Here is a 23,663-nt window from a genome sequence, read left to right as displayed (position 1 = left end):
TGAGTTGTGATGTCCACCGAGCCCACCACGGGGTCCACCACCAATGGGTCGTCCCGGCGGGAGGAGCTGCTGGCCGTCGCCGCCAAACTCTTCGCGGCCAGGGGATACCACGGCACCCGGATGGACGACGTCGCCGACGCCGTCGGCCTGAACAAGGCCACCGTGTATCACTACTACGCCAGCAAGTCGCTGATCCTCTGGGACATCTACAAGCGCACCGCGGATTTCACCGTGGACGCGCTGCACGACGACCCCAGCGCACCGGCCCGCGAGACCATCTACCACTTCACCCGGCGCCTGCTCACCGGCATCGCCAACGACCTGGAGGCGGCCGCAGTCTACTTCCAGGAGGGCCCCTACATCGGTGAATGGTTCACCGAAGAGCAAGTCGACTACATCCGCAAGGCCGAGGCGACCGTCTACGAGCATGTCCGTGACGTGATCGACCGGGGTATCGCCAGCGGCGAGTTCTACGACTGTGACTCCCATGTGCTGGCGCTGGGCTATATCGGCATGACGCTCGGGGCCTACCGGTGGCTGCGCCCGCACGGCCGCCGCACCGCCCAGGAGATCGCGGTGGAGTTCAGCACCGCGCTGCTGCGCGGGCTGATCCGTGACGAGACCGTGCGTAACGACGAGCCGCTCGGAGGTGCCAGCCATGAGTGAGCTGTTCGGGTTGGACGGCAAGGTCGCCGTGATCACCGGAGGTGGACGCGGGATCGGCGTGATGATCGCGCGCGGACTGTTGCAGGCCGGCGCCGCCAAGGTCTACCTGGCGGCGCGTAAGGCCGCCGAACTCGACGCGGTGGTGGCCGAATTGTCCCCGCTGGGCGCCGTGGAGGGCATCCCCGCCGATCTCGGCACGGCCGAGGGCGTCGCCGCGCTCGCCGATGCGGTGGCCGCCAAAGAGGACGCCGTGCACGTGCTGTTCAACAACGCGGGCGCCGCGTGGGGCGCGCCGTTTCCCGAGTTCCCCGAATCGGGTTTCGACAAGGTCTTCGACGTCAACGTCAAAGGGGTGTTTCTGCTGACCCGCGCGCTGGTGCCGCTGCTGAACGCTGCAGCCACCGAAGGGGATCCCGCGCGGGTCATCAACACCGGCAGCATCGACGGCTTTCTGGTGCCCGAGAGGGGCCGGGACAACTTCTCCTACAGCGCCAGCAAGGCCGCCGTGCACATGTTGACCAAGCACCTCGCCGGTGAGCTGGCGCCCAAGATCCTGGTGAATGCCATTGCGCCCGGCTTGTTCCCGTCCCGGATGACCAAGGTGATGCTGTCCGCCGGCGAAGAGGCTGTCGGGTCGTTGCTGCCGCTGGGCCGGGTCGGTCAACCCGACGACATGGCCGGGATCGCGGTCTTTCTGGCCAGCCGGGCCAGCGCATACATCACCGGTGCGGTCATCCCGGTCGACGGCGGCGTGAGCACCATCCGATGAAGTCGAACATTCTGTCCCGCCGGGACCTGGACTTCCTGCTCTACGAATGGCTTCGGGTCGAGGAGCTGACGGCGCGGCCGCGGTTCGCCGAGCATTCCCGCGAGACGTTCGACGGCGTGCTGGATCTGTGTGAGCAGTTGGCCGAACGGTATTTCGCCCCGCACAACAAGCTCAGCGATGCGCACGAACCGACTTTCGACGGCACCACGGTGACGGTCATCCCCGAGGTCGGTGAGGCGCTGCAGGCGTTCGCCAAGGCGGATCTGATCGGGATGGGCTTCGACGCCGAATTGGGCGGGGCGCAGCTGCCGACCACCGTGGCCCAAGCCGGGTTCGCCTGGATGTCGGCGGCCAATGTGAGCACCTCGGGTTACCTGATGCTGACCATCGCGAACGCCAACTTGATCACGAAGTTCGGTACCGCCGAACAGGTTTCGACGTGGGTCAAGCCCATGCTGGACGGCCGGTTCACCGGCACCATGGCGCTGTCGGAGACCCAGGCGGGGTCGTCGCTGGCCGATATCACCACCCGCGCCGAACCGCAGCCCGACGGCAGCTACCGGCTGTTCGGCACCAAGATGTGGATCTCCGGTGCCGAGCACGAGCTCACCGACAACATCGTCAACCTGGTGCTGGCCAAGATCCCCGGCGGACCGGCGGGTACCAAGGGCATCTCGCTGTTCATCGTGCCCAAGTTCCTGGTCGACGGCACCCGCAACGGCGTGGCGATCTCCGGGCTCAACCACAAGATGGGCCAGCGCGGGATCACCAATACGGTGCTCAATTTCGATGGCGCCGAAGGCTATCTGGTCGGCGAGCCGCACCAGGGCATCGTCTACATGTTCCACATGATGAACGAGGCCCGTCTCGGGGTTGGGATGGGTGCCGTCTCGCTCGGCTACACCGGCTACCTGAAGTCGCTGGAGTATGCGCGCGAGCGCCCACAGGGCAGGCTGGTCAAGGACCCGGCGGCGCCGCAGGTGCCGATCATCGAGCACGCCGACGTGAAGCGGATGCTGCTGGCGCAGAAGTCCTATGTGGAAGGCGCACTGGGGCTTGCGCTGTACTGCGCGAGGTTGGTCGACCTGGAGCAGACCGACCTGCTGGACATCCTCACCCCGATCGCCAAGAGCTGGCCGTCGCAATGGTGCCTGGAGGCCAACAACCTGGCCATTCAGGTGCTCGGCGGGTACGGCTACACCCGTGAGTACGACGTCGAACAGCACTACCGGGACAACCGGCTGAACCCGATCCACGAGGGCACCAACGGCATTCAGAGCCTGGACCTGTTGGGCCGTAAGGTGACCCAGCGCGGGGGTGCCGCCCTGGCGGCGCTGGGCGAACGAATCGCGGCGACGGTGGCGGCCGCCGGCGGTCATGAGTTCGGCGCCCAGCTGGACGCGGCGTGGCAGCGGTTGGTCGAGGTGACCGCGGGGATGTTCGCCTCGGATGACCTACCGGCCGCGATGGCCAACAGCGCCATCTACCTGGAGGCGTTCGGGCACATCGTGATCGCCTGGATCTGGCTGGAACAGTTCCTCGCGGCGCAGGGTAGGGACGGCGATTTCTACGACGGCAAGCGCCAGGCCGCCCGGTTCTTCTTCCGTTACGAATTGCCCAAGACCGCACCACAATTGGATCTACTGGCCAGCCTGGACCGCACCACCCTGGAGATGGCCGACACCTGGTTCTGACGGGTTGTGGCCGGCGGTCTTACGGCCGCCCACATGGGCGGGCAGACTGCTGTATCCGCGCAGATTTACCAGGCCCCGCCGTTGTGGGGGCGCGGCCAGGTGCAGATCCGGGAACGCCTCGAAGAGGGCCCGCAGCGCGGTGACTCCCTCGACACGAGCCAGCGCTGCGCCGAGGCAGGCATGAATGCCGGACGCGAACGCCAGATGGTCGCGGGCATTGGGCCGGCCGACGTCGAACCGGGTGGGGTCCGGGAACACTTCGGGGTCCCGGTTGGCGCCGCCAAGGAAGAGAGCGACCATGTCGCCCTTGGCAATTCGTCGCCCGGCGATCTCCATCTCGCATCCGGCGGTGCGCGCCGTCATCTGGACCGGGCTGTCGACCCGCAGGATCTCCTCGATCGCGGCGGGCCAGAGTTCGGGTTCGGCACGTAACCGGTTGAGCTGCTCGGGATTTTGCAGCAGCAGGACGATTCCGTTGCCGATCAGATTCACGGTCGTCTCGAAACCGGCCCCGATCAACAATGCGGCATTCGAGGTGAACTCCCGTGCGGTGAGGCTGTGGTCGGCGGCCAGTCGGGTGAAGGCGTTGTCGCCCGGGTCGCCGGCGCGTACCTGGTCGAATCGTTGGCGCAGCGTACGTTCGGCACCGGCCAGGCTGTCAATCGCATCGCGGTAGGTCTTCCACGGAATCCCGATGTCGAGCAGGGGCGCTCCGTGGTGCCCCCAGTCCAGCAGGTCGGTGTGGGTTTGCGCGGGCAGGTCGAGGATCTCGGCGATGATCTCCACCGGCAGTCTCGTCGCGAAATCCGCGATCAGGTCGGGCCGGGGCGACTTGGCGAGTCGATGGATGAGCTCGGTGGTCACCTCGAGGACCCGGGTGCTCAGCCGGTCGATGGCGCGCGGAGTGAAACTCTGCGACACCGACTGCCGGTAACGGGTGTGGTCCGGCGGATCCGCCACCACCATCGCGGGCGGCTCCACCGGGTTGGCCACGCCTGGGTCGGAGTGGGCGATCAGCGCCCTTAGCGGGCCGGGAAGTTCCATCCGGGTGGGGTCGGTGACACCAAAACGCCTGTCCCGGAGAATGTCCCGGCAAACGCCGTGATCGACGGTGGCCCACGTGAATCGCGTGCGCACCAGCGGGCCCCGAGCCCGGATCTGCTCAAGGAACGGGTAGGGATCCTGGCTGCGTCCGTGGTTGGCCAGCACTTGCGCCATCGGGTCGCCCCGGCGCGCCTGGATGGCCAGGAATGCACGTGGCACCCCGTTCAGTGCGAACCATCGTGACCACAGACCTACCCGCATCGCGACTCCTTCTCGTGAGACATGCGAGACAATGAGACGATCATTGTCTCAGTAGCTATGCTTCACCGTACGGCGCGGTGATCGCCGTGGCAAGGAGACGTAGCGTGACGACCAGCCGAACTGAAGAGTTCGTGCGCCGACTGGCCGCTCCCGACCCGGCGGTCTCCGCACTGCTGGAGAACCCGGACGACATCACCACCCGAATCTTGGCTGCCGCGCTGGAGCAGGCCGAGCTCGTCGGCATGCGCCGCTCCACCATGGAGGACGTCGCCCGGCGCAGTGGCGTCGGGCGGGCCACCGTGTACCGGAGATTCCCGACCAAGGCCGCACTCAACGACGCCATCGTGCTCTCGGAGGCCCGGCGCTTCGTGGCGGGCAACGCGCTCGCGCGTACCCAGGGCGACACCTTCGAGGAGCGCATGGTCCAGGACACCGTGTTCACCGTGACGTTCATCCGGGAGCACGCGCTGCTGAAGAAGCTGCTGCGGACCGAGCCCGAATCGATTCTGCCCAGTCTGACGGTCGACGCCGGCGCCATCGTCGATTTCGCCACGGACTTCACTGTCGAGTTGTTCCGTCGCGAGCTCTACGGCACCGGCACCATCACCAAAGCGCAGGAGCGACATCTGCGGACTGTCGCCGAATTGCAGACCCGACTCACCCTGTCGTTCATCGTCACCCCGCACACCTCGATCAAGCTCGCGACCATCGATGACACGCGCGCCTATGTGCGCGACTATCTGATGCCGATGGTGATGACGGCGCTCAAATCGGCTGAGAGTAACTAGAATTGGATGACTTGACGCACCGCCGTACCGTCGGCCAGCGCATCCATCCCGGCGTTGATCTGATCGAGTGAGATGGTCGAGGACACCAGGGCCTCCACCGGTAGCCGGCCGGCCCGCCACAACTCGACGAACCGGGGGATGTCGCGCGCCGGCACGGCCGAGCCGAGATAGCTGCCGATCAGCGAGCGACCCTGCGCCACCAATGCCAACGGCGACAGGCTGATTCGCGCATCAGGGCGGGGCAGGCCCACGGTGATGGTCTTCCCGCCCGGTGCGGTCAACGCGACCGCCGTTTCCAGCGCCGCCGGATGCCCGACGGCCTCGATCGCCACCTGAGCCGCGACGCCATGGGCCTCTTCGGGGGTGTACGTCTGGTGTGCGCCGAGTGTGCGCGCACGGTCCAACTTCTCGGGTAACCGGTCGACCGCGACGACGGTCACGTCGTCAAGCGCCAGCGCGGTGAGCATGGCCGCCATCCCGACGCCGCCCATGCCCACCACTGCCACCGTCTGGCCCGGCTTCGGCTGTCCCGCATTGAGAACCGCGCCGCCGCCGGTCAGCACCGCGCAGCCCAGCAATGCGGCCGGCACGGCCGGGACATCGGAGTCCACCGGTACCACCGAGCGGCGGTCCACCACGGCGTGCGTGGCGAACCCGGACACGCCGAGGTGGTGCAGCACGGCTTGCCCGTCGGGGCGTGCGAGCCGCACGCCTCCGCTGAGCAGGGTGCCCGCACCGTTGGCGGCGCTGCCGGGAAGGCACGGAGCCAACCCGTCCGTCGCGCAGGCAATGCAGTGTCCGCAGCGCGGCAGGAACGTCATCACCACCCGCTGGCCGATGACGAGATCAGAAGTGCCACCGATACTCTCGATGATCCCGGCCGCTTCGTGGCCGAGCAGCATCGGGACCGGGCGCACCCGATTGCCGTCCACCACCGACAGGTCCGAATGGCACAACCCGGCCGCCTCGATGCGGACCAGCAGTTCACCGTCGCCGGGGTCGGCAAGGTCGAGTTCGGTCACCTGCAGCGGTTGCGAGTCGGCGTAGGGGGCCGCGGCCCCGATGGTCTGCAGAACGGCACCACGAATCCTCATCCGTTCAGCCTGACAGACTGGCCGGCATGGAACTGACGAGTGCCGACTTTCCGGTGCACTGGCCGGTGCAGACCCGCTGGGCCGACAACGACATGTTCGGTCACCTCAACAACGCCGTGTACTACCAATTGTTCGACACGGCCATCAACGCCTGGATTGCCAAGGGCACCAGTGCAGACGCGATGGCGGCACCGTGGCTGGGCGTGGTGGCCGAGTCGAGCTGCCGGTACTTCGCCGAGCTCAAGTTTCCGGCCGATCTGGTGGTCGGGCTGGCGGTCACCAGGCTGGGCACCAGCAGCGTCACCTACCGCACCGCGTTGTTCGCCGCCGGGTCTGAATCGCGGCTCGCCGCGGTGCCCAATTCGCGGCTCGCCGCGGGGTCTGATTCGCGGCTCGCCGCGGTCGGCTCCTGGGTGCACGTCTACGTCGACCGCGATACCCGGCGGCCGATACAGATCCCCGCGGAGGTCAGGGAGCTACTCGCCAGCGCCGTAGTGTGACAGCCACTCACCGATCGCCGCGACCCCGTCGGAGAAGAAGATGCGGTAGGGGCGGTCGGCGACGTATCCCAGGTGCGGGGTGGCGATGACACCGGGCAGGGTGCGCAGCGGATGATCGGCCGGCAGCGGTTCGACGTCATACACGTCCAGACCCGCCCCGGCGATCGAACCGGAGCGCAGCGCCTCGATCAGCGCGGTCTCCTCGACTATCGGGCCTCGTGACGTGTTGACCAGCACGGCGGTCGGCTTCATGGCGGCGAGTTCGGCCGAACCGATCAGCCCACGGGTCCGGTCGCCGAGTTTCAGGTGCACCGTCAGCACGTCAGCGCAGCCGAAGAACTCGTCGCGCGGCGCATAGCGGGCGCCCGCGGCGGCCGCGGCTTCCGGTGTCATGTTCGTGCTCCACGCCACCACGTCCATGCCAAAGGCGGCCCCGATCCGCGCCACCCGTGGCCCGATACGGCCCAACCCCAGCACCCCGAGCACGCGCCCTTCGAGCTCGCGGCCCACCCCGATCTGCCAGCCGCCGTCGGCGACCGCCCGGCTCTCGGCGACCAGGTTGCGCGCCGTCGCGAGGATGAGCGCCCAGGTCAGCTCAACCGTCGAGGCCACCGATCCGCCCGTGTGGCTGACCTGGATACCCAGCTCCGCGGCCGCCGTCATGTCGATCGACGCGTTCGCGTTGCCGGTCGAGGCGATCAGCCGCAACCGGGGCAGCCGGGCCAGCACGTTGCGCGGCAAGGGGGTTCGTTCCCGCATCACGAACACCACGTCGAACGGTGCGAGCCGGTCTGCCAGCGCCCCCTCGTCGGACAGGTGGTCGTTGAAGACGGTCACCTGAGCGCGTGAGGTGACGGGCGACCAGTCGGCCATCTCCAGCGCGACGTTCTGGTAGTCGTCGAGGACGGCGACCCGGATCGGTGTGGTCATGGCCTTATAGAATCGCCCGATGCCACTTGTGAGCAAGACCATCGAGGTCACCGCCCCCGCCGACGCGATCATGGGGATCGTTGCCGACTTCGAGGCGTACCCGCAGTGGAACGAGGAGATCACCGGGTTGTGGATCCTGGCGCGTTACGAGGACGGCCGGCCCAGCCAGCTCCGGCTGGACACCAAGATCCAGGGCATGGACAGCACGTTCATCCAGGCGGTCTACTACCCCGCCGACTTCCAGATCCAGACCGTCCTGCAACAGGGCGACATCTTCGCCAAACAGGAGCAGTTGTTCGCGGCCGTCCCGATGGGTGACACCACCCTGCTCACCGTGGAGATGGACGTCGAGGTGTCGATGCCCGGTGTGCCCTCGCTCATGGTGAAGAAGATCGCCAACGATGCGCTGGACCACCTGGCCGACAACCTGAAGAAGCGCGCGGAATCGCTGGGCGCCTGACCTCGCCGAGATCGACGTTTGGCCTGTTTCCACTCGCACTAACCGGCCCGAAGGTGAGATTGGGCGAGGAGTGAGTCAGGTCCACAGCCCGAGCTCGTCGAGGCGGCCGGTCAATCGCCGTGCGCCGTCGGAGAACTGGCTGCGGGTCAGGCGCACCACCTCGTCCACGTCGCGCCGGCGCAGCGCCGTGACCAGTTCACGGTGATTGGCCACCGCGTCGGCTCCCCAGGACGGGTCGGCGGCGTAGAGATCGGGCGGCAGATAGCGTGCCGCGTGCAACAGGAACCAGGCCAGCTTGATCCGTCCCGCCGACCGGTTGAATGCGCGGTGAAAGGTGAACTCCGCCATCGAGATCGCCTCGGCATCGCCGACTCGTACGGCTTCTTCCAGCGCGTCGGTGAGAAGGGACAGCTCGTCGATGCCGGCATCGGTGATGCGACCGGCGGCGGATGCGGAGATCTCGGTCGCGATGGTGGCCTGCAGCCAGAAGATGTCGGCGATGTCGTCTCGGGTGAACGGTGACACCACATGACCGCGGTGCGGCTCCAGCTGCACCATGCCCTCACCGCGCAGGGTCCGCAACGCCTCCCGCACCGGCGTGATGCTGACCCCGAGCAGGGCGGCGGTCTCGTCCAGGCGCACGAAAGTGCCGGGACGCAGGGTGCCCAGCATGATAGCCGCCCTCAGATGGGCGGCCACTTCATCGGACAGCTGTTCGCGCCGGAGCGAACGAGGCTTGGCGGGTGCGTTCACGGTGCGGGCGAGCTGCCTTTCCAAAGTCGACGGTTTGTCCGGTGGCGGTTCTCGTCATAGTGTGACCGCGGCAACAATAGATTTGATCAAATATCACAAGCGCGCAACCCCACGACTGAAAAGGCACCCCGTTGACCCCTCAACCGCTGCCCACCGACCAGCCGTATCTCGCCCGTCAGCAGAACTGGAGCAACCAGCTGACCCGGCACGCGCTCATGCAACCGGAACAGACCGCGTTGCGCTATCTCGGCCACACCACCACCTGGGGTGAGCTGGATCGACGGGTCACGGCCCTGGCCGGCGCGCTGCAGCGGCGCGGGGTCGGCTTCGGCGACCGGGTGCTGATCCTGATGCTCAACCGCAGCGAGTTCATCGAGTCGTTTCTGGCCGCCAACCGGCTGGGCGCCATCGCGGTGCCGGTGAACTTCCGGATGACGCCGCCGGAGATCGCCTTCCTGGTCAGCGACTGCGCGGCCGCGGTGGTCATCACCGAACAGGTACTGGCACCGGTGGCCGCTGCGGTCCGTGGCCTGGACGAGACCCTGTCGACGGTGATCGTCGCGGGAGCCGGCACCGACGACGGGCTGCTGGGATACGAGGACCTCATCGATGAGCCCGGGTCGGCGCCCGACCCAGTGGACATCCCGAACGACTCGCCTGCCTTGATCATGTACACCTCGGGCACCACCGGCCGTCCCAAGGGCGCCGTGCTGACCCACACCAATATCGCCGGGCAGGCGCTGACCCACCTGTTCACCAACGGCGCCGACCTGAACAACGACATCGGGTTCATCGGTGTACCGCTGTTCCACATCGCCGGGATCGGCAACATGATCACCGGCCTGCTGCTCGGCAGGCCGACGGTGCTCTATCCGCTGGGTGCCTTCGACCCGGGCGCCCTGCTGGATGTGCTCGAGGCCGAGAAGGTTACCGGGATCTTCCTGGTCCCCGCACAGTGGCAGGCCGTCTGTGCCGCCCAGCGCGCCAAGCCGCGCAACGTGATGCTGCGCGTCTTGTCGTGGGGCGCGGCGCCGGCATCGGACACGTTGCTGCGCGACATGGCGCAGACGTTCCCCGGTACCAACATCCTGGCCGCCTTCGGGCAGACCGAGATGTCTCCGGTCACCTGTATGTTGTTGGGCCAGGACGCAATTCGAAAACTCGGCTCGGTCGGTCGAGTCATCCCCACGGTCTCGGCCCGGGTTGTCGACGAGGACATGAACGACGTCCCGCGTGGCCAGGTCGGTGAAATCGTCTACCGCGCACCGACGCTGATGGCCGGCTACTGGAACAACCCCCAAGCCACCGCGGAGGCGTTCGCGGGCGGCTGGTTCCACTCCGGTGACCTGGTACGTCAGGACGACGAGGGTTACGTATGGGTGGTAGATCGTAAAAAGGACATGATCATCTCCGGCGGCGAGAACATCTACTGCGCCGAGGTGGAGAACGTTCTGGCCGGTCACCCGGCCATTGCCGAGGTCGCCGTGATCGGCAGGCCGCATCACAAGTGGGGTGAGGTGCCCGTCGCGGTGGTGGCCCTGGACACGCTCAAGTCGGCGGCACTTTCGCTGGCCGAACTGCAGGATTTTCTCACCGAGAGGTTAGCCCGGTACAAGCACCCCAAGGCGCTGGAAATCGTCGACGCGCTGCCGCGAAACCCGTCCGGCAAAGTGCTCAAGACCGAACTGAGAACCCGGTTCGGCGCGGAAATTGCCGCGAGCGTTGATCAAACCGCCTCTGCGGCAACGATTTCTGCCCCGGCGTCGAGTTGATCGCTGGTCAGCATATGTTTGCTATCGGCTCGGGGGTCAATCCCGCGGATGCGATGCACGCCCGGTCTTTGATCGGGTACAGTCCTGTGGTCCGTCTTACTACCCGCGAGTAGGGAGATGGACATCACAGGTATGGGGACGGGGCCGGAATGGGGCAGGGAGGGGACGTGCAACACGTGATGCCGCTCCGTGGTGAGTTCGACGGGAGTACGCAACGGTGACGGCGGGCAACGGCCTGGTCGACTACGTCCGCGATCAGCTGGACAAGCCACTGGCCATGGTCGGGGGCTTCTTCAAGATGTGCGTGCTGACGGGCAAGGCGCTGCTCACCCGACCGTTCCAGTGGAAGGAATTCGTCCTTCAGAGCTGGTTCCTGATCCGGGTGGCATTCCTTCCCACCCTTGCGGTCTCCATCCCGCTGACCGTCCTCATCATCTTCACTCTCAACATCCTGCTGGCCGAGTTCGGCGCCGCCGACGTCTCCGGCGCGGGTGCGGCCCTGGGTGCGGTGACCCAGCTCGGACCGCTGGTGACCGTGCTGGTGGTCGCCGGTGCCGGTTCGACGGCCATCTGCGCCGACCTGGGCGCGCGGACCGTGCGTGAGGAGATCGACGCCATGGAGGTGCTGGGCATCGATCCGATCGAACGCCTGGTGGCACCCCGCGTGGTGGCCTCGACCTTCGTGGCCTTCCTGCTCAACGGCGCCGTCATCACCATCGGTCTGGTCGGCGGCTACTTCTTCGGTGTGTACATCCAGAACGTCAACGCCGGCGCCTACGTCTCGACGCTGACCCTGCTCACCGGTTTCCCGGAGGTGATGATCTCGGTCATCAAGGCGACCCTGTTCGGGCTGATCGCCGGACTGGTCGGCTGCTACCGAGGACTCACCGTGGCCGGTGGCTCCAAAGGTGTGGGCACCGCGGTGAACGAGACGCTGGTGCTCTGTGTGGTGGCGCTGTTCGCCGTCAACGTGGTGCTGACCACCATCGGTGTGCGATTCGGAACGACGACATGAGCACATCTGCGGTTCTGCGCACCCGGTTTCCCAGGACCTTCGGCCGCGCCACCGGATTCGCCGGTGCGCCGGGCCGGTTCCTGGACAGCATCGGGCACGTCGCCTGGTTCGTCGTCACCGCCGTCGGGCACATCCCGCACGCGTTCAAGAACTATCGCCGCGAGGCCCTGCGTCTGGTCGCTGAGATCGGGATGGGCACCGGAGCCATGGCCGTCATCGGCGGCACGGTGGCCATCATCGGTTTCGTCACCCTGTCGGCCGGCTCGCTGATCGCGATCCAGGGTTTCGCCTCCCTTGGCAACATCGGCGTCGAGGCGTTCACCGGGTTCTTCGCCGCCCTGGCCAACATCCGGGTCGTCGCACCGGTGGTCACCGGCCAGGCCATGGCCGCCACCGTGGGTGCAGGTGCCACCGCCGAACTCGGCGCCATGCGCATCAGCGAGGAGATCGACGCGCTGGAAGTCATGGGCATCAAGTCGATCTCGTATCTGGTGTCGACGCGGCTGATGGCCGGCGCGATCGTGATCATCCCGCTCTATGCCATGGCGATCCTGTTGTCGTTCCTGTCAGCGCAGTCGGTGACGACCTTGTTCTACGGCCAGTCCTCGGGCACCTACGACCATTACTTCCACACCTTCCTGCGGGTCGACGACGTCATGTGGTCGTTCCTGGAGGTCATCATCATGTCCATCATCGTCATGCTCAACCATTGCTACTTCGGCTATTTCGCCAGTGGCGGTGCGGTGGGCGTGGGCGAGGCTGTGGGGAGGTCGATGCGTACATCGCTGATCGCCATCGTGATGGTGGTGTTGCTGGCGTCGTTGGCGCTGTACGGCACCGACCCCAACTTCAACCTGACGGTGTAGCGAGATGACCGCAACCGAGAACAAGCCCAAGTCGCCGCCCTACAAGGTGGCTGGCCTCGTGCTGCTGCTCGTCGTCGCGGTGGTGCTCGGTTTGACCTGGGCGCAGTTCCGTGGGTATTTCGATGAGAAGGCCTCGCTGGTGGTGATGGCCGAGCGGGCCGGGTTGTCGATGGATCCGGGTTCGAAGGTGACGTTCAATGGGGTGCCGATCGGGCGGTTGAAGTCGGCGGGTGTGGTGACCGACGGCGAGGAGTCGCGGGCCAAGCTGCTGTTGGATGTGGAGCCGCAGTATCTGCACATGATTCCGGCGAATGTGGATGCCGAGTTGCGGGCGACGACGGTGTTCGGCAACAAGTACATTTCGTTCATTTCGCCGGCGAATCCGTCCTCGGACAAGTTGAAGCCGGGTGCGACGATCACCGCCAACAGCACCACGACCGAGTTCAATACGTTGTTCGAGACGATCATGGGGATTGCCCAGCAGTTGGATCCGGTGAAGTTGAATCAGACGTTGACCGCGGCGGCGCAGGCGTTGGACGGGTTGGGTGACAAGTTCGGTCAGTCGTTGGTCAATAGCAATGACATTTTGGGTGAGTTGAATGCGCGGATGCCGCAGATCCGTAGGGATACGCGGGGTTTGGCGGATTTGTCGACGGTGTATGCGGGTGCGGCTCCGGATTTGTTCGATGGTTTGAAGAGTGCGGTGACTACGGCGCGGACGTTGAATGCCGAGCGGGGCACGATTGATGCGGCGTTGATGTCGGCGGTGGGGTTCGGTAACAATGCCGGCGATGTGTTCGAGCGTGGTGGTCCGTATCTGGTGCGTGGTGCGCAGGATCTGCTTCCGACGAGCAAGCTGCTGGACTACTACAGCCCCGAATTGCTCTGCACCATCCGCAATTTCCACGACTCAGCGCCCAAACTGGCTGCCGCGCTTGGTGGTAACGGCTACTCGCTGCTGACCAATACCGAGCTGCTGGGCGCCGGGAACCCCTACGTGTTCCCGGACAACCTGCCCCGGATCAATGCCAGCGGCGGGCCGGAAGGCCGCCCGGGCTGCTGGCAGCCGATCACCCGGGACCTCTGGCCCATGCCGTATCTGGTGATGGACACCGGCGCCAGCATCGCGCCCTACAACCACTTCGAGCTCGGCCAGCCACTGGCCACCGAGTACGTCTGGGGCCGCCAAGTGGGGGAGAACACGATCAACCCATGAGCGACGTTTACGGAGCGAATCGACAAATGGCATGCGGGACCCGAGCCTGCGAGGGAACCGCATGAGTATCAAAGGCACGATATTCAAGCTCGGCGCGATCTCGGCGGTGCTGCTGGCCTTCACCGCGATCATCTTCGTGGTGTTCGCCCAGCTCCGATTCGACAAGACCACCGGGTACTCGGCGGTGTTCGACAACGTCAGCGGTCTGCGCACCGGCCAGTTCGTCCGTGCCTACGGTGTGGAGGTCGGCAAGGTCAAGGATGTGACGCTGATCGACGGCGGTGAGCACGTCCGCGTCGACTTCGCAGTGCAGAGTGATCTGCAGTTGTTCCAGGAGAGCACCGCCGCAATCCGCTACCTCGACCTGATCGGCAACCGGTACCTGGAACTGCGCCGCGGCGACAGTGACAAGATCCTGCCCGCGGGCGGCACCATCCCCCGCGAGCGCACCGAGCCGGCCCTTGACCTCGACGCCCTGGTCGGTGGGTTCCGCCCGCTGTTCAAATCGCTGGACCCCGACAAGGTCAACAACATCGCCAACTCGCTCATCACGATCTTCCAGGGCCAGGGCGGCACCATCAGCGACATCCTGGACCAGACAGCGGAACTGACCTCCGCACTGGCCAGCCGCGACCAGGCCATCGGTGAAGTGATCACCAATCTGAACACGGTCCTGGACACCACCGTCAAACATCAGAAGCAGTTCGACGACACGCTGAAGAACTTCGAGGCGCTCATCACCGGCCTGAAGAACCGGGCCGACCCGATCGCCTCCTCGGTCGCCGATATCAGCAATGCCGCCGGTTCTCTCGGAGATCTGCTCGCCGACAACCGGCCGCTGCTGCGCGACACGGTGGGCTATCTGGAGACCACGCAACAGCCGTTGATCGATCAGAAGGATGAGGTGAACAGCATCCTGCAGCAGATCCCCGCGTCGCTGAAGATCATCGGGCGCGCCGGTGGCCTCTACGGAGACTTCTTCAACTTCTACGTGTGTGACCTCTCGCTGAAGCTCAACGGCGCTCAGCCGGGCGGACCCGTCCGCACCGTCAAGGTGGTCACCCAGCCGTCGGGCAGGTGCACGCCGAAATGAGGACGATTCAAGGTTCGGACCGGGCCCGCAAGGGCGTGATGGGCGTGCTGATCGTCGCGCTGGTGATCGGCGTCGGCTCCAGTCTCACCAGCGTGCCGATGCTGTTTGCGGTGCCGACGTACTACGCGCAGTTCAACGACACCGGCGGGCTCAGCGTCGGGGACAAGGTGCGCATCGCCGGCGTCGACGTCGGCGATGTCACCAGCATGGACATCAAGGGCGACAAGGTCGAGATCGGCTACACCCTCGGCGGCCGGCAGATCGGTACCGAGAGCCGGGCCGCGATCCGCACCGATACCATCCTGGGCCGCAAAAACATTCAGGTGGAGCCCCGCGGCAACAAGATCCTCAAACCCCGCGGCTACCTGCCGGTGGAGCAGACTCAGACGCCGTATCAGATCTATGACGCGTTCCTCGACGTCACCCGCGCTTCGCAAGGCTGGGATACCAAGGCTGTCAAGCAGTCGCTGAACGTGCTCTCCGAAACCGTCGACCAGACCTCGCCACACCTGAAGGCGGCGCTGGAGGGCGTGCAGAAGTTCTCCGACACCCTCGGGCAACGCGATGACCAACTCAAGGCGCTGCTGGCCAATGCGGGCAAGATCGCCAGCGTGCTCGGTGACCGCAGCGGTCAGGTGAATGCCTTGCTGGTCAACGCGCAGACGCTGCTGGCGGCGGTGAACGAGCGCCGCCAGGCCGTCAGCATGTTGCTTGAGCGGATCTCGTCGGTGTCGCACCAGATCACCGGGCTGATCAACGACAACCCGAACCTCAACCACGTGCTCACCCAGCTGCAGACGGTCAGCGGCATCCTCAACGAGCGCAAGAACGACCTCGCCGACACCCTCAGCCTGGCAGGCAAGTTCATCATCTCGCTGGCCGAGGCGCTGGCCTCGGGCCCGTACTTCAAGGTGCTGCTGGCCAACCTGCTGCCGCCGACCCTGCTGCAGCCATTCGTGGACGCGGCATTCAAGAAGCGCGGTATCGATCCCGAGCAGTTCTGGCGCAACTCGGGTCTGCCGGCGTTCCGGTTCCCGGATCCCAACGGCACCAGATTCGAGAACGGTGCACCGCCGCCGGCGCCCACCCCGATCGAGGGCACCCCGGAGCATCCCGGTCCCGCGGTCGGCCCCGGATCCCCGTGCTCGTACACGCCGCCGGCCGACGGCCTGCCCCGGCCCGGCGACCCGCTGCCGTGCGCGCATCTGGACCAGGGGCCCTACGGTCCCGTTCCCGGCGGTTTCCCGCCACCCAATGTGGTGACGTCGCAGCCGAATCCGGACGGCATCGGCCCGAACCCGGGTGTCCCGTCGGCGGCCATCCCCGGCCAGGTGGCGCCCGACGTGCCGGGTACACCGGTACCGATCGCGCCGGGTCCGCCCGGTGCACGCACCGTGCCGGTGGGCCCGCCCGGACTGCCCACGGCGCCCGGCGACATTCCCGGCCGCGCCGTTCCCGCGCCGTTCTTGCCCGGACCGCCGCCGCCGGCGGGTCCCGGACCGCAGCTCTCCCCGGCGGGCACCGAGCCGCTGCCGGGTAACCCGCCGTTTCTTCCGCCCGGATCCCAGGGAGGTGCAGAGTAGATGTCGAGCGTCTTCAACATCCGAAACATCCAGTTGCCGCACCTCTCCCGGGCGGCGGTGATCCTCGGCGCCATCGTGCTGATCGTGGCCGTCGGCGCCGGTGTGGTGGGCTGGAACGTCTACAAGAAGCTCACCACCACCACGGTGACGGCGTACTTCCCCGAGGTGCTCGCGCTGTACCCCGGGGACAAGGTCCTCATCATGGGCGTGCAGGTCGGCAAGATCGATTCGATCACCACCGACGGCGACAAGATGAAGGTCGTCTTCCACCTGGCCAGCAAGTACAAGGTTCCGGAGAACGCGTCCGCATCGGTGCTGAACCCCAGCCTGGTGGCGTCCCGGGTGATCCAGCTGTCGCCGCCCTACACCGGCGGGCCGGCCATGGCCGACGGCGCGGTGATCCCGTTGGAGCGCACCCAGATTCCGGTCGAGTACGACGAATTGCGCAACCAGGTGACCCGGATCCTGGCCGACCTCGGTCCGTCCAAGGAACAGCCCAAGGGCCCGTTCGGCGACGTCATCGAGTCCTTCGCCGACGGCTTCGCAGGCAAGGGCGAGCAGTTCAACAAGACGATCCAGGGTCTGTCCGACGCCCTCAGCGCGTTGCACGAGGGTCGCGGTGACATCGTCACCGTGATCAAGAGCCTCGCGACATTCGTGAACGCGCTGTACAAGAACGATCAGCAGTTCGTCGAACTGAACAACAATCTGGCGCAGTTCACCAACTCGTTCACCAACACCGACCGTGAGGTCGCCACCGCGCTGCAGGACCTCAATCAGGTGCTGGGCACGACGCGGAAGTTCCTGGACGAGAACGCCAAACCGCTCACCACCGATATCAAGAACCTCTCGGATGTGACCACCGCGATCCTGCAACCGGAGCCGAGGAACGGTCTGGAGACCGGCCTGCACGCCTACCCGAACCTGGTGTCCAACGTGGTGAACATCGTGGCGCCCAACCAGGGTGGCATCGTGGCCGTCCCGGTGCTGCCCGGCGTCACCAACTTCTCGAACCCGCTGAACTTCATCTGCAGCACCATCCAGGCCGGCAGCCGGTTGGGCTACCAGGAGTCCGCCGAACTGTGTGCCCAGTACCTGGCACCGATCCTGGACGCCATCAAGTTCAACTTCCTGCCGTTCGGTGTGAACATGGCCAGTACCGCGATGACGCTGCCCAAGCAGATCGCGTACTCCGAACCGCGGCTGCAGCCGCCGCCGGGGTACAAGGACACCACGGTGCCCGGCATCTGGTCCCGCGACACCTTGTTCTCGCACGGCAACCATGAGCCGGGCTGGATCGTGGCCCCGGGCATGCAGGGCGTCGAGGTGCAGCCGTTCACCCAGAACATGCTGACCCCGGAGTCGTTGGGGGAGTTGATGGGTGGGCCGGACATCGTGGCGCCGCCCGCGCCGCCGGCCTTCGGGGTGCCGCCGGGCGGCAACCTGCCCGGCCCGCCGGATGCCTACAACGAGAGCTCTCCGCTACCGCCGCCGTGGTACCCGCAGCCGGGTCCGCCGCCGGTGCCCGCTCCGGGCGTGCTGCCCGGTGATCCGCTGGGGGCGATCGCGCCGGCGCCGCCGGCCGGTCCGGCCGCTGCTCCGGCTCCCGCCGGTCCGCCGCTGCCCGCCGAGGCCGGAGGGGGTCAGTAGATGAACCGCAATTGGAAACAGCTGGGCCGCCGCACGGCCACCCTGGCCGCGGCCGGGCTGGTACTGAGCTCGTGCTCGCAGTGGCGGGGCGTGGCCAACGTCGCGCTGCCCGGCGGACCCGGCACCCAGGACGGTCACTCGACCATCTACATCCAGATGCCGGAAACGTTGGCGCTCAACGCCAACAGCCGGGTCCGGGTGGCCGACGTGTTCGTCGGCCGGGTGCATGCCATCGAGCTGAAGAACTGGGTGCCCACCCTGACGGTGGACCTCGAGCCCGGTGTGAAGCTGCCGTCCAACGCGCTGGCCAAGATCGGCCAGACCAGCCTGCTGGGTTCCCAGCACGTCGAACTGGACAGCCCGCCGAACCCGTCGCCGACGCCGCTGCGCAACGGCGACATGATCCCGCTGAAGAACTCGTCGGCGTACCCGAGCATCGAGCGGACGCTGGCCAGCATCTCGGGAATCCTCACCGGCGGTGGTATCCCGAACATCGAGGTCATCCAGAACGAGGTCAACAACATCCTGACCGGCCGGGCCGATCAGATCAGGGAGTTCCTCAACCGCTTGGACACCTTCACCCAGGAGATGAACAAGCAGCGCGACGACATCACCCGCGCCATCGACTCCACCAACCGGCTGCTGACCGTCGTCGCCCAGCGCAACGACACGCTGGACCAGGTGCTGACCGAGTTCCCGCCGCTGATCCAGCATTTCGCCGACACCCGCGATCTGTTCGCCGATGCGGTGACCGCACTCGGCCGGGTCTCCGCGGCCGCCGATGACACGCTCAGCAATACGAACGCGAACCTGCACACCAACCTGCAGAACTTGCAGCGTCCGCTCAAGCAGCTGTCGAAGGCCTCGCCGTACCTGGTGGGCGCGCTGAAGCTGCTGCTGACGGTGCCGTTCAACATCGAGAACGTGCCGAAAGCCATTCGCGGCGACTACATCAACGCCTCTGCCACCATCGACCTGACGCTGTCCGCGGTGGACAACGGACTGTTGTCGGGCACCGGGGTGTCGGGCATGCTGCGGGCGCTGGAACAGGCCTGGGGCCGCGACCCGGCGACCATGATCCCGGATGTGCGCTTCACGCCGAACCCGCACAACGCGCCCGGCGGCCCGCTGGTCGAAAGGGGGGAGTGAGACATGTTGCTGACCCGCTTCATCAAGACGCAGCTGCTCGTCTTCGCCGTCCTGACCATCATCGGCCTGGTGGTGCTGTCGCTGGTCTATCTGCGTCTGCCCACCGCCGCAGGGATCGGGATGTACCGCCTCTACGCGGATCTGCCGAACTCGGCCGGTCTGTACGAGACGGCCAACGTCACCTACCGGGGCACCACCATCGGCAAGGTGCGCGACGTGCAGCCCACCCCCAAGGGCGCGCGGATCACCATGGACATCGACAACGACAAGAAGGTCCCGCTCGACGCGTCGGCCAACGTGCACTCGGTGTCGGCGGTCGGTGAACAGTTCCTGGACATCGTCTCGGAGAAGGACGAGGGCAAGTACTTCAGCACGGGGCAGACCATCACCAAGGGGTCCGTGCCTGCCGAGGTCGGACCCGCACTGGACGCCGCCGAGGCCGGCTTGGCCGCGCTGCCCAAGGAGAAGATCGGTCAGCTACTCGACGAGACCGCGAAAGCCGTTGGCGGACTGGGGCCCTCACTGCAGAGGCTGGTCGATTCCACTCAGGCACTGGCCGGTGACTTCAAGGACAACCTGCCCTCGGTGAACGATATCGTCGAGCATTCCGGGCCGATCGTCGACAGCCAGGTCAACTCCGGGGACGCGATCAACCGGTGGGCGGCCAACCTGAACACCATTACCAGTCAGACTGCAGAGCAGGACGGCGCGCTGCGCAGCGGGCTGCAGCAGGCGGCGCCGACCGCCGATCAGCTCAACGCGGTGTTCGGCGATGTGCGTGATGCGTTGCCGCAGACGCTGGCCAACCTCGAGGTCGTCATCGACATGCTCAAGCGGTACAACAAGAACGTCGAACAGGTGCTGGTGGTGCTGCCGCAGGGTGCATCCATCGCGCAGACCGCGACGATCTTCGCACCGCAGGGTCTGCTGCACTTCGGTCTCGGCATCAACTCGCCGCCGCCGTGTCTGACCGGGTTCCTGCCGGCTTCACAGTGGCGGTCACCGGCCGACACCACCACCCAGCCGATTCCGTCGGGCCTGTACTGCAAGATCCCGAAGGACGCACCGAACGCGGTGCGCGGTGCGCGTAACTATCCGTGTGCCGATGTCCCTGGCAAGCGGGCCGCGACGCCGTCCGAGTGCCGCAGCAACGAGCCGTACGTCCCGGCGGGCACCAACCCCTGGTACGGCGACCCGAACCAGATGGTCGACTGCCCGGCCCCGGCGGCACGCTGCAACCATCCGGTGAAGCCCGGCATGGTGATCCCGGCGCCGTCGATCAACAACGGGCTCAACCCGCTGGGCGCCAGTCAGTTACCGCCACCGCAGTCCACCGCCCCGACCAGTGACCCACTCACCCCGCCTGGCCAGGGCTCGGTCAGCTGCAGTGGACAGCAGCCCAACCCGTGCATCTACACTCCGGCAGCGGGACCGTCCGCGGTGTACAGCCCGTCGAGCGGCGAGGTGACCGGACCAGACGGCGTCAAGTACACCGTCAACAACTCGATGAAGCCAGGAGATAGCGGATGGAAGGAGATGCTGGCACCAGCCGGCTGAACCCCACCCCTGATGACGAAGATCCAATAGCGGAACCCGCCGAGGAGCAGCCGACACCGGTCGAGGACAGCCTTGCGACTCAGGCCCGCCCGGAACGTTTGGGCAGGGGCTGGGTGGCCGGCATCTGTGCAGGTCTGCTCGTGCTGACCGCGGGGCTGGCCGTGGTCGGCTATCTGGCGGTGCAGGCCAACGCCCGCAGCGCCGCGATCGGGCGCGACGACGCCGTCGCGCTGCAGGCCGCCAAGGACTGCGTGACCGCGACCCAGGCCCCGGACACCACCTCGATGGGCGCCAGCCAGGCCAAGATCATCGAATGCTCGACGGGGGACTTCGGCGCTCAGGCCGGCTTCTTCAGCGGCATGATGGTGGAGGCGTACCAGGCCGCCAACGTGACCGTTCAGGTGTCCGATCTGCGTGCCGCGGTGGAGCGCCACAACGACGACGGATCGGTCGACATCCTGGTGGCGGTGCGGACCAAGGTCACCAACTCGGCCGCCGCCGACCAGGAGCAGGGCTACCGGTTGCGGGTGACGATGCAGCGTGACGACGGCACGTACAAGATCGCCAACCTGGTCCAGGTGACGACGTGACGGCGGTGCTTGAGGTGAACATGGATACAGCAGGCTCCGACGGGGCGATCACCACCACGCCAGGGGCGCCGCTGGCGTCCTGGGGCAGCCGGGCCGGGGCGCTGGCGATCGATGTGCTGTTCGGGGTGGCGGTCGTCGCGGTCATGTTCGAACTTGCCTGGATCTCGCCCTGGATGAGTTGGCAGTGGTGGATCTACGCAACAGTCCTGGTGCTAGCCGGCGCGGCGGTGCTGGTGAATCGCTGGCTGTTGCCGGCCTGGACCGGCTGGTCACTGGGCCGGGCGGTCACCGGGATCCGGGTGGTCGGGCGCACCGGTGCGCGGGTGGGCACGATCCGGTTGATCGCCCGTGACCTCGCGCATCTGGTCGACACGGTCGCCGTGCTGCTCGGGTGGTTCTGGCCGCTGTGGGACCGGCGGCACCGGACCTTCGCCGATCTGCTGCTGCGCACCGAGGTTCGGCGCGTCCCCGCGCCGGCCCGGGATCTGCGCCGGCCGGTGGCGATCGGGCTGCTGGTGACGGTGCTGGTGTGCGCGGGCGCGGCCGGCCTGGGCTACGGCGCGGTGTATCGGCAGGATCGAGCGGTCGACGATGCGCGGCGGCAGATCTCCCAGGAAGGCCCGCGGATCGTCGAGCAGATGCTCAGCTATACGCCGGAGACGCTCAAGGACGATTTCGCGAGGGCACAGTCGCTGGCCACCGACGGCTACCGCGCTCAGCTTGTCGCACAGCAGAATTCGGTGCAGAAGGCGCCGATCGTGGCGAACGAGTATTGGACCGTGAACAGCGCGGTGACCCATATCGCCCCGACGACCGCCACCATGCTGATGGCAATGCAGGGTCAGCGCGGCGCCGACCCGAAGACGCTGAAGTTCATCACCGCGACGGTGCAGGTGGACTTCGACAAATCCGGCGGACAGTGGCGGGTGGCCAACCTCACCGTGATCACCCGTCCGCTACCGGGCGGCGGTGCCCGATGAGCCCGCGTCGCCAGATCGATCCCGGGGAGCCCGAATTCTTTGTGGCACCGGACAGCTCGCCGAAGCGGTGGGGCCTTCCGGTGGTCGCCGGAATCTGTGCGGTGTTGCTCGCCGCCGTCATCGGTGGGTGCACGTTCATGGTGATGGCGCACGAGTCGGACCGGCGCACCGAGGTCAGGGACGCCTCGGCGCTGGCATACGTGCGGGACTTCATGACGGTGTACACCACGATGGATCCGTTCCACGCCAACGATTACGCCGACCGGATCAAGGCCCAGGGCACCGGTGAATTCGTGAAATCGTTCACCGACAAGCAGAACGAGATCGTCATCCAGGTGGCCCGGGCCGAACCGACCACCGGGACGGTGCTGGCGGCCGGCGTGCAGCGGTGGAACGACAACGGCAGCGCCGACGTCCTGGTGGCGACGAAGATGAGCTCCAAGACACCGGACGGCAAGCAGACCATCGAGACCGGCAGCCGTTGGCTGGCAACGACTATTCAGGAAGGGCGCCAGTGGAAGATCAGCCGGCTGATTCAGGTGATCTGACCACCGGGTCGCAGGAGGGCCCGGCCGAGGTGCAGCCGACGGGCAAGGCGGCGCGGGTCGCGGCGGCCGAACCGGAATCCGCACCCGAACCCGAGGTGGACACCGACGGCGAGACCGAGCCGGACACCGGCGAGACCGGCGAACCGGTGCTGGTCGCGCACCGCACGGCGGGCCGGGCACTCAAGGCGGCGGCGGTGCTCGCCGCCGTGTTGTTCGTCGCCGCCGGTGCGTTCGCGGGCGCCACCGCGCAGCGGTATCTGTCCGACCGCGCCCTCGTGCACACCAAACTCGACATCGCGCGGACCGCGAGCAACGCCATCACCACGCTGTGGACCTACACGCCCGAGGACATGGAGTCGCTGCCCGACCGGGCCGAAAAGTACCTCGCCGGTGACTTCGCGGCCCAGTACCGCCAGTACATCGACGCGATCGTGGCGCCGAACAAACAGGCGCAGGTCTCCAACAGCACCCAGGTGCTCGGCGCGGCCATCGAGACGATCAACCCGGCGCAGGCCACCGCCCTGGTGTACACCAACTCGGTGGCGACCAGCCCGGTCACCAAGAACATCCCGTCGCTGCGGTATCTGTCCTACCGGCTCACGCTGCAGCACCGAGATTCGCAGTGGCTCATCACCGAGATGACGCCGGTCACCTCGCTGGATCTGACTCCGCGGCTATAGCCACC

23 protein-coding genes are annotated in these 23,663 nt (G+C 66.7%); 19 read left to right on the top strand and 4 right to left on the bottom strand.

What is annotated here, in order from left to right; all coding sequences use genetic code 11:
- The first annotated feature begins 9 nt into the window (after positions 1-9).
- The 3 genes from ACXPWS_RS30380 to ACXPWS_RS30370 are packed head-to-tail and all read left to right on the top strand — an operon-like array spanning position 10 to position 3,129.
- On the top strand, positions 10-666 hold the full coding sequence (locus ACXPWS_RS30380; RefSeq protein WP_458710202.1) for a TetR/AcrR family transcriptional regulator: 657 nt from the start codon (positions 10-12) through the stop codon (positions 664-666).
- Entirely contained in the window at positions 659-1,435 is a 777-nt protein-coding gene (locus ACXPWS_RS30375; protein WP_458710201.1) for an SDR family oxidoreductase, read from the top strand. The genes ACXPWS_RS30380 and ACXPWS_RS30375 overlap by 8 nt, the downstream gene beginning before the upstream one ends.
- Positions 1,432-3,129, top strand: a complete 1,698-nt coding sequence (locus ACXPWS_RS30370; protein WP_458710200.1) for an acyl-CoA dehydrogenase — start codon at positions 1,432-1,434, stop codon at positions 3,127-3,129. The genes ACXPWS_RS30375 and ACXPWS_RS30370 overlap by 4 nt, the downstream gene beginning before the upstream one ends.
- On the opposite strand, the gene ACXPWS_RS30365 is transcribed toward ACXPWS_RS30370, so the two are convergent.
- Positions 3,076-4,434 (bottom strand): cytochrome P450, encoded by a 1,359-nt coding sequence (locus tag ACXPWS_RS30365; protein WP_458710199.1) that lies wholly within the window; start codon positions 4,432-4,434, stop codon positions 3,076-3,078. The genes ACXPWS_RS30370 and ACXPWS_RS30365 overlap by 54 nt on opposite strands.
- 104 nt (positions 4,435-4,538) lie before the next feature.
- Between ACXPWS_RS30365 and ACXPWS_RS30360 the strand changes: the two genes are divergently transcribed.
- Complete coding sequence (locus ACXPWS_RS30360) at positions 4,539-5,222, top strand: TetR/AcrR family transcriptional regulator (RefSeq protein ID WP_458710198.1); 684 nt, start codon at positions 4,539-4,541, stop codon at positions 5,220-5,222.
- On the opposite strand, the gene ACXPWS_RS30355 is transcribed toward ACXPWS_RS30360, so the two are convergent.
- Positions 5,219-6,316 (bottom strand): alcohol dehydrogenase catalytic domain-containing protein, encoded by a 1,098-nt coding sequence (locus ACXPWS_RS30355; RefSeq protein WP_458710197.1) that lies wholly within the window; start codon positions 6,314-6,316, stop codon positions 5,219-5,221. The two genes, ACXPWS_RS30360 and ACXPWS_RS30355, sit on opposite strands and share 4 nt — an antisense overlap.
- Positions 6,317-6,342: 26 nt before the next feature.
- Here ACXPWS_RS30355 and ACXPWS_RS30350 point away from each other — a divergent pair, with 26 nt between their 5' ends.
- Positions 6,343-6,816, top strand: coding sequence for an acyl-CoA thioesterase (locus tag ACXPWS_RS30350; protein ID WP_458710196.1), 474 nt, complete (start codon positions 6,343-6,345; stop codon positions 6,814-6,816).
- Here the strand turns inward: ACXPWS_RS30350 and ACXPWS_RS30345 are convergent.
- On the bottom strand, positions 6,793-7,746 hold the full coding sequence (locus tag ACXPWS_RS30345) for a D-2-hydroxyacid dehydrogenase family protein (protein WP_458710195.1): 954 nt from the start codon (positions 7,744-7,746) through the stop codon (positions 6,793-6,795). The genes ACXPWS_RS30350 and ACXPWS_RS30345 overlap by 24 nt on opposite strands.
- Positions 7,747-7,765: 19 nt before the next feature.
- On the opposite strand from ACXPWS_RS30345, the gene ACXPWS_RS30340 reads away from it, so the two are divergent.
- On the top strand, positions 7,766-8,206 hold the full coding sequence (locus tag ACXPWS_RS30340) for an SRPBCC family protein (protein ID WP_458710194.1): 441 nt from the start codon (positions 7,766-7,768) through the stop codon (positions 8,204-8,206).
- A 75-nt stretch (positions 8,207-8,281) separates the two neighbouring features.
- Here ACXPWS_RS30340 and ACXPWS_RS30335 read toward each other — a convergent pair whose 3' ends face one another.
- Positions 8,282-8,959, bottom strand: a complete 678-nt coding sequence (locus ACXPWS_RS30335) for a GntR family transcriptional regulator (RefSeq protein WP_458713756.1) — start codon at positions 8,957-8,959, stop codon at positions 8,282-8,284.
- A 131-nt stretch (positions 8,960-9,090) separates the two neighbouring features.
- Between ACXPWS_RS30335 and fadD5 the strand changes: the two genes are divergently transcribed.
- The 13 genes from fadD5 to ACXPWS_RS30270 all read left to right on the top strand — a co-directional run bounded on the left by fadD5 (position 9,091) and on the right by ACXPWS_RS30270 (position 23,658).
- Complete coding sequence (gene fadD5, locus ACXPWS_RS30330) at positions 9,091-10,731, top strand: fatty-acid--CoA ligase FadD5 (RefSeq protein ID WP_458710193.1); 1,641 nt, start codon at positions 9,091-9,093, stop codon at positions 10,729-10,731.
- Positions 10,732-11,008: 277 nt separating this feature from the next.
- The gene (locus ACXPWS_RS30325) at positions 11,009-11,746 is read left to right on the top strand and encodes an MlaE family ABC transporter permease (protein ID WP_193585081.1); all 738 of its coding nucleotides are present in this window, start codon (positions 11,009-11,011) and stop codon (positions 11,744-11,746) included.
- Entirely contained in the window at positions 11,743-12,612 is an 870-nt protein-coding gene (locus ACXPWS_RS30320) for an MlaE family ABC transporter permease (protein WP_458710192.1), read from the top strand. Before ACXPWS_RS30325 ends, ACXPWS_RS30320 begins: the two co-directional genes overlap by 4 nt.
- Before the next feature lie 4 nt (positions 12,613-12,616).
- On the top strand, positions 12,617-13,828 hold the full coding sequence (locus ACXPWS_RS30315; RefSeq protein WP_458710191.1) for an MCE family protein: 1,212 nt from the start codon (positions 12,617-12,619) through the stop codon (positions 13,826-13,828).
- 61 nt (positions 13,829-13,889) lie between these two features.
- Entirely contained in the window at positions 13,890-14,921 is a 1,032-nt protein-coding gene (locus ACXPWS_RS30310) for an MCE family protein (protein ID WP_458710190.1), read from the top strand.
- Positions 14,918-16,504 carry an MCE family protein gene (locus tag ACXPWS_RS30305; RefSeq protein WP_458710189.1) on the top strand — a complete coding sequence of 529 codons (1,587 nt, stop codon included), beginning with the start codon at positions 14,918-14,920 and terminating at the stop codon, positions 16,502-16,504. Before ACXPWS_RS30310 ends, ACXPWS_RS30305 begins: the two co-directional genes overlap by 4 nt.
- The gene (locus tag ACXPWS_RS30300) at positions 16,505-18,154 is read left to right on the top strand and encodes a virulence factor Mce family protein (RefSeq protein ID WP_458710188.1); all 1,650 of its coding nucleotides are present in this window, start codon (positions 16,505-16,507) and stop codon (positions 18,152-18,154) included. It abuts the gene before it with no gap.
- Positions 18,155-19,303 (top strand): virulence factor Mce family protein, encoded by a 1,149-nt coding sequence (locus tag ACXPWS_RS30295; protein WP_458710187.1) that lies wholly within the window; start codon positions 18,155-18,157, stop codon positions 19,301-19,303. It begins immediately after the preceding gene.
- A 6-nt stretch (positions 19,304-19,309) separates the two neighbouring features.
- Positions 19,310-20,860 (top strand): virulence factor Mce family protein, encoded by a 1,551-nt coding sequence (locus ACXPWS_RS30290; RefSeq protein WP_458713755.1) that lies wholly within the window; start codon positions 19,310-19,312, stop codon positions 20,858-20,860.
- Positions 20,830-21,450 (top strand): hypothetical protein, encoded by a 621-nt coding sequence (locus tag ACXPWS_RS30285; RefSeq protein WP_458710186.1) that lies wholly within the window; start codon positions 20,830-20,832, stop codon positions 21,448-21,450. The genes ACXPWS_RS30290 and ACXPWS_RS30285 overlap by 31 nt, the downstream gene beginning before the upstream one ends.
- Positions 21,447-22,430: an RDD family protein gene (locus ACXPWS_RS30280; RefSeq protein ID WP_458710185.1), complete on the top strand. Its 984-nt coding sequence runs from the start codon at positions 21,447-21,449 to the stop codon at positions 22,428-22,430. Before ACXPWS_RS30285 ends, ACXPWS_RS30280 begins: the two co-directional genes overlap by 4 nt.
- Complete coding sequence (locus ACXPWS_RS30275; RefSeq protein ID WP_458710184.1) at positions 22,427-22,978, top strand: mammalian cell entry protein; 552 nt, start codon at positions 22,427-22,429, stop codon at positions 22,976-22,978. Before ACXPWS_RS30280 ends, ACXPWS_RS30275 begins: the two co-directional genes overlap by 4 nt.
- Positions 22,945-23,658, top strand: a complete 714-nt coding sequence (locus ACXPWS_RS30270) for a mammalian cell entry protein (protein WP_458710183.1) — start codon at positions 22,945-22,947, stop codon at positions 23,656-23,658. The genes ACXPWS_RS30275 and ACXPWS_RS30270 overlap by 34 nt, the downstream gene beginning before the upstream one ends.
- Positions 23,659-23,663: the final 5 nt, after the last annotated feature.

Source organism: Mycobacterium sp. BMJ-28 (assembly GCF_054404835.1).
Note: the sequence above shows the minus strand (reverse complement) of the source record. Positions and strands in the feature narration are given on the sequence as shown.

Bases quoted from the DNA above. Each gene is read 5' to 3' on its own strand.
- ACXPWS_RS30380 (WP_458710202.1), top strand. From the start codon at position 10: ATGTCCACCGAGCCCACCACGGGGTCCACCACCAATGGGTCGTCCCGG.
- ACXPWS_RS30375 (WP_458710201.1), top strand. From the start codon at position 659: ATGAGTGAGCTGTTCGGGTTGGACGGCAAGGTCGCCGTGATCACCGGA.
- ACXPWS_RS30370 (WP_458710200.1), top strand. From the start codon at position 1,432: ATGAAGTCGAACATTCTGTCCCGCCGGGACCTGGACTTCCTGCTCTAC.
- ACXPWS_RS30365 (WP_458710199.1), bottom strand. From the start codon at position 4,434: ATGCGGGTAGGTCTGTGGTCACGATGGTTCGCACTGAACGGGGTGCCA.
- ACXPWS_RS30355 (WP_458710197.1), bottom strand. From the start codon at position 6,316: ATGAGGATTCGTGGTGCCGTTCTGCAGACCATCGGGGCCGCGGCCCCC.
- ACXPWS_RS30350 (WP_458710196.1), top strand. From the start codon at position 6,343: ATGGAACTGACGAGTGCCGACTTTCCGGTGCACTGGCCGGTGCAGACC.
- ACXPWS_RS30345 (WP_458710195.1), bottom strand. From the start codon at position 7,746: ATGACCACACCGATCCGGGTCGCCGTCCTCGACGACTACCAGAACGTC.
- ACXPWS_RS30340 (WP_458710194.1), top strand. From the start codon at position 7,766: ATGCCACTTGTGAGCAAGACCATCGAGGTCACCGCCCCCGCCGACGCG.
- ACXPWS_RS30325 (WP_193585081.1), top strand. From the start codon at position 11,009: ATGGTCGGGGGCTTCTTCAAGATGTGCGTGCTGACGGGCAAGGCGCTG.
- ACXPWS_RS30320 (WP_458710192.1), top strand. From the start codon at position 11,743: ATGAGCACATCTGCGGTTCTGCGCACCCGGTTTCCCAGGACCTTCGGC.
- ACXPWS_RS30315 (WP_458710191.1), top strand. From the start codon at position 12,617: ATGACCGCAACCGAGAACAAGCCCAAGTCGCCGCCCTACAAGGTGGCT.
- ACXPWS_RS30310 (WP_458710190.1), top strand. From the start codon at position 13,890: ATGAGTATCAAAGGCACGATATTCAAGCTCGGCGCGATCTCGGCGGTG.
- ACXPWS_RS30305 (WP_458710189.1), top strand. From the start codon at position 14,918: ATGAGGACGATTCAAGGTTCGGACCGGGCCCGCAAGGGCGTGATGGGC.
- ACXPWS_RS30300 (WP_458710188.1), top strand. From the start codon at position 16,505: ATGTCGAGCGTCTTCAACATCCGAAACATCCAGTTGCCGCACCTCTCC.
- ACXPWS_RS30295 (WP_458710187.1), top strand. From the start codon at position 18,155: ATGAACCGCAATTGGAAACAGCTGGGCCGCCGCACGGCCACCCTGGCC.
- ACXPWS_RS30285 (WP_458710186.1), top strand. From the start codon at position 20,830: ATGGAAGGAGATGCTGGCACCAGCCGGCTGAACCCCACCCCTGATGAC.
- ACXPWS_RS30275 (WP_458710184.1), top strand. From the start codon at position 22,427: ATGAGCCCGCGTCGCCAGATCGATCCCGGGGAGCCCGAATTCTTTGTG.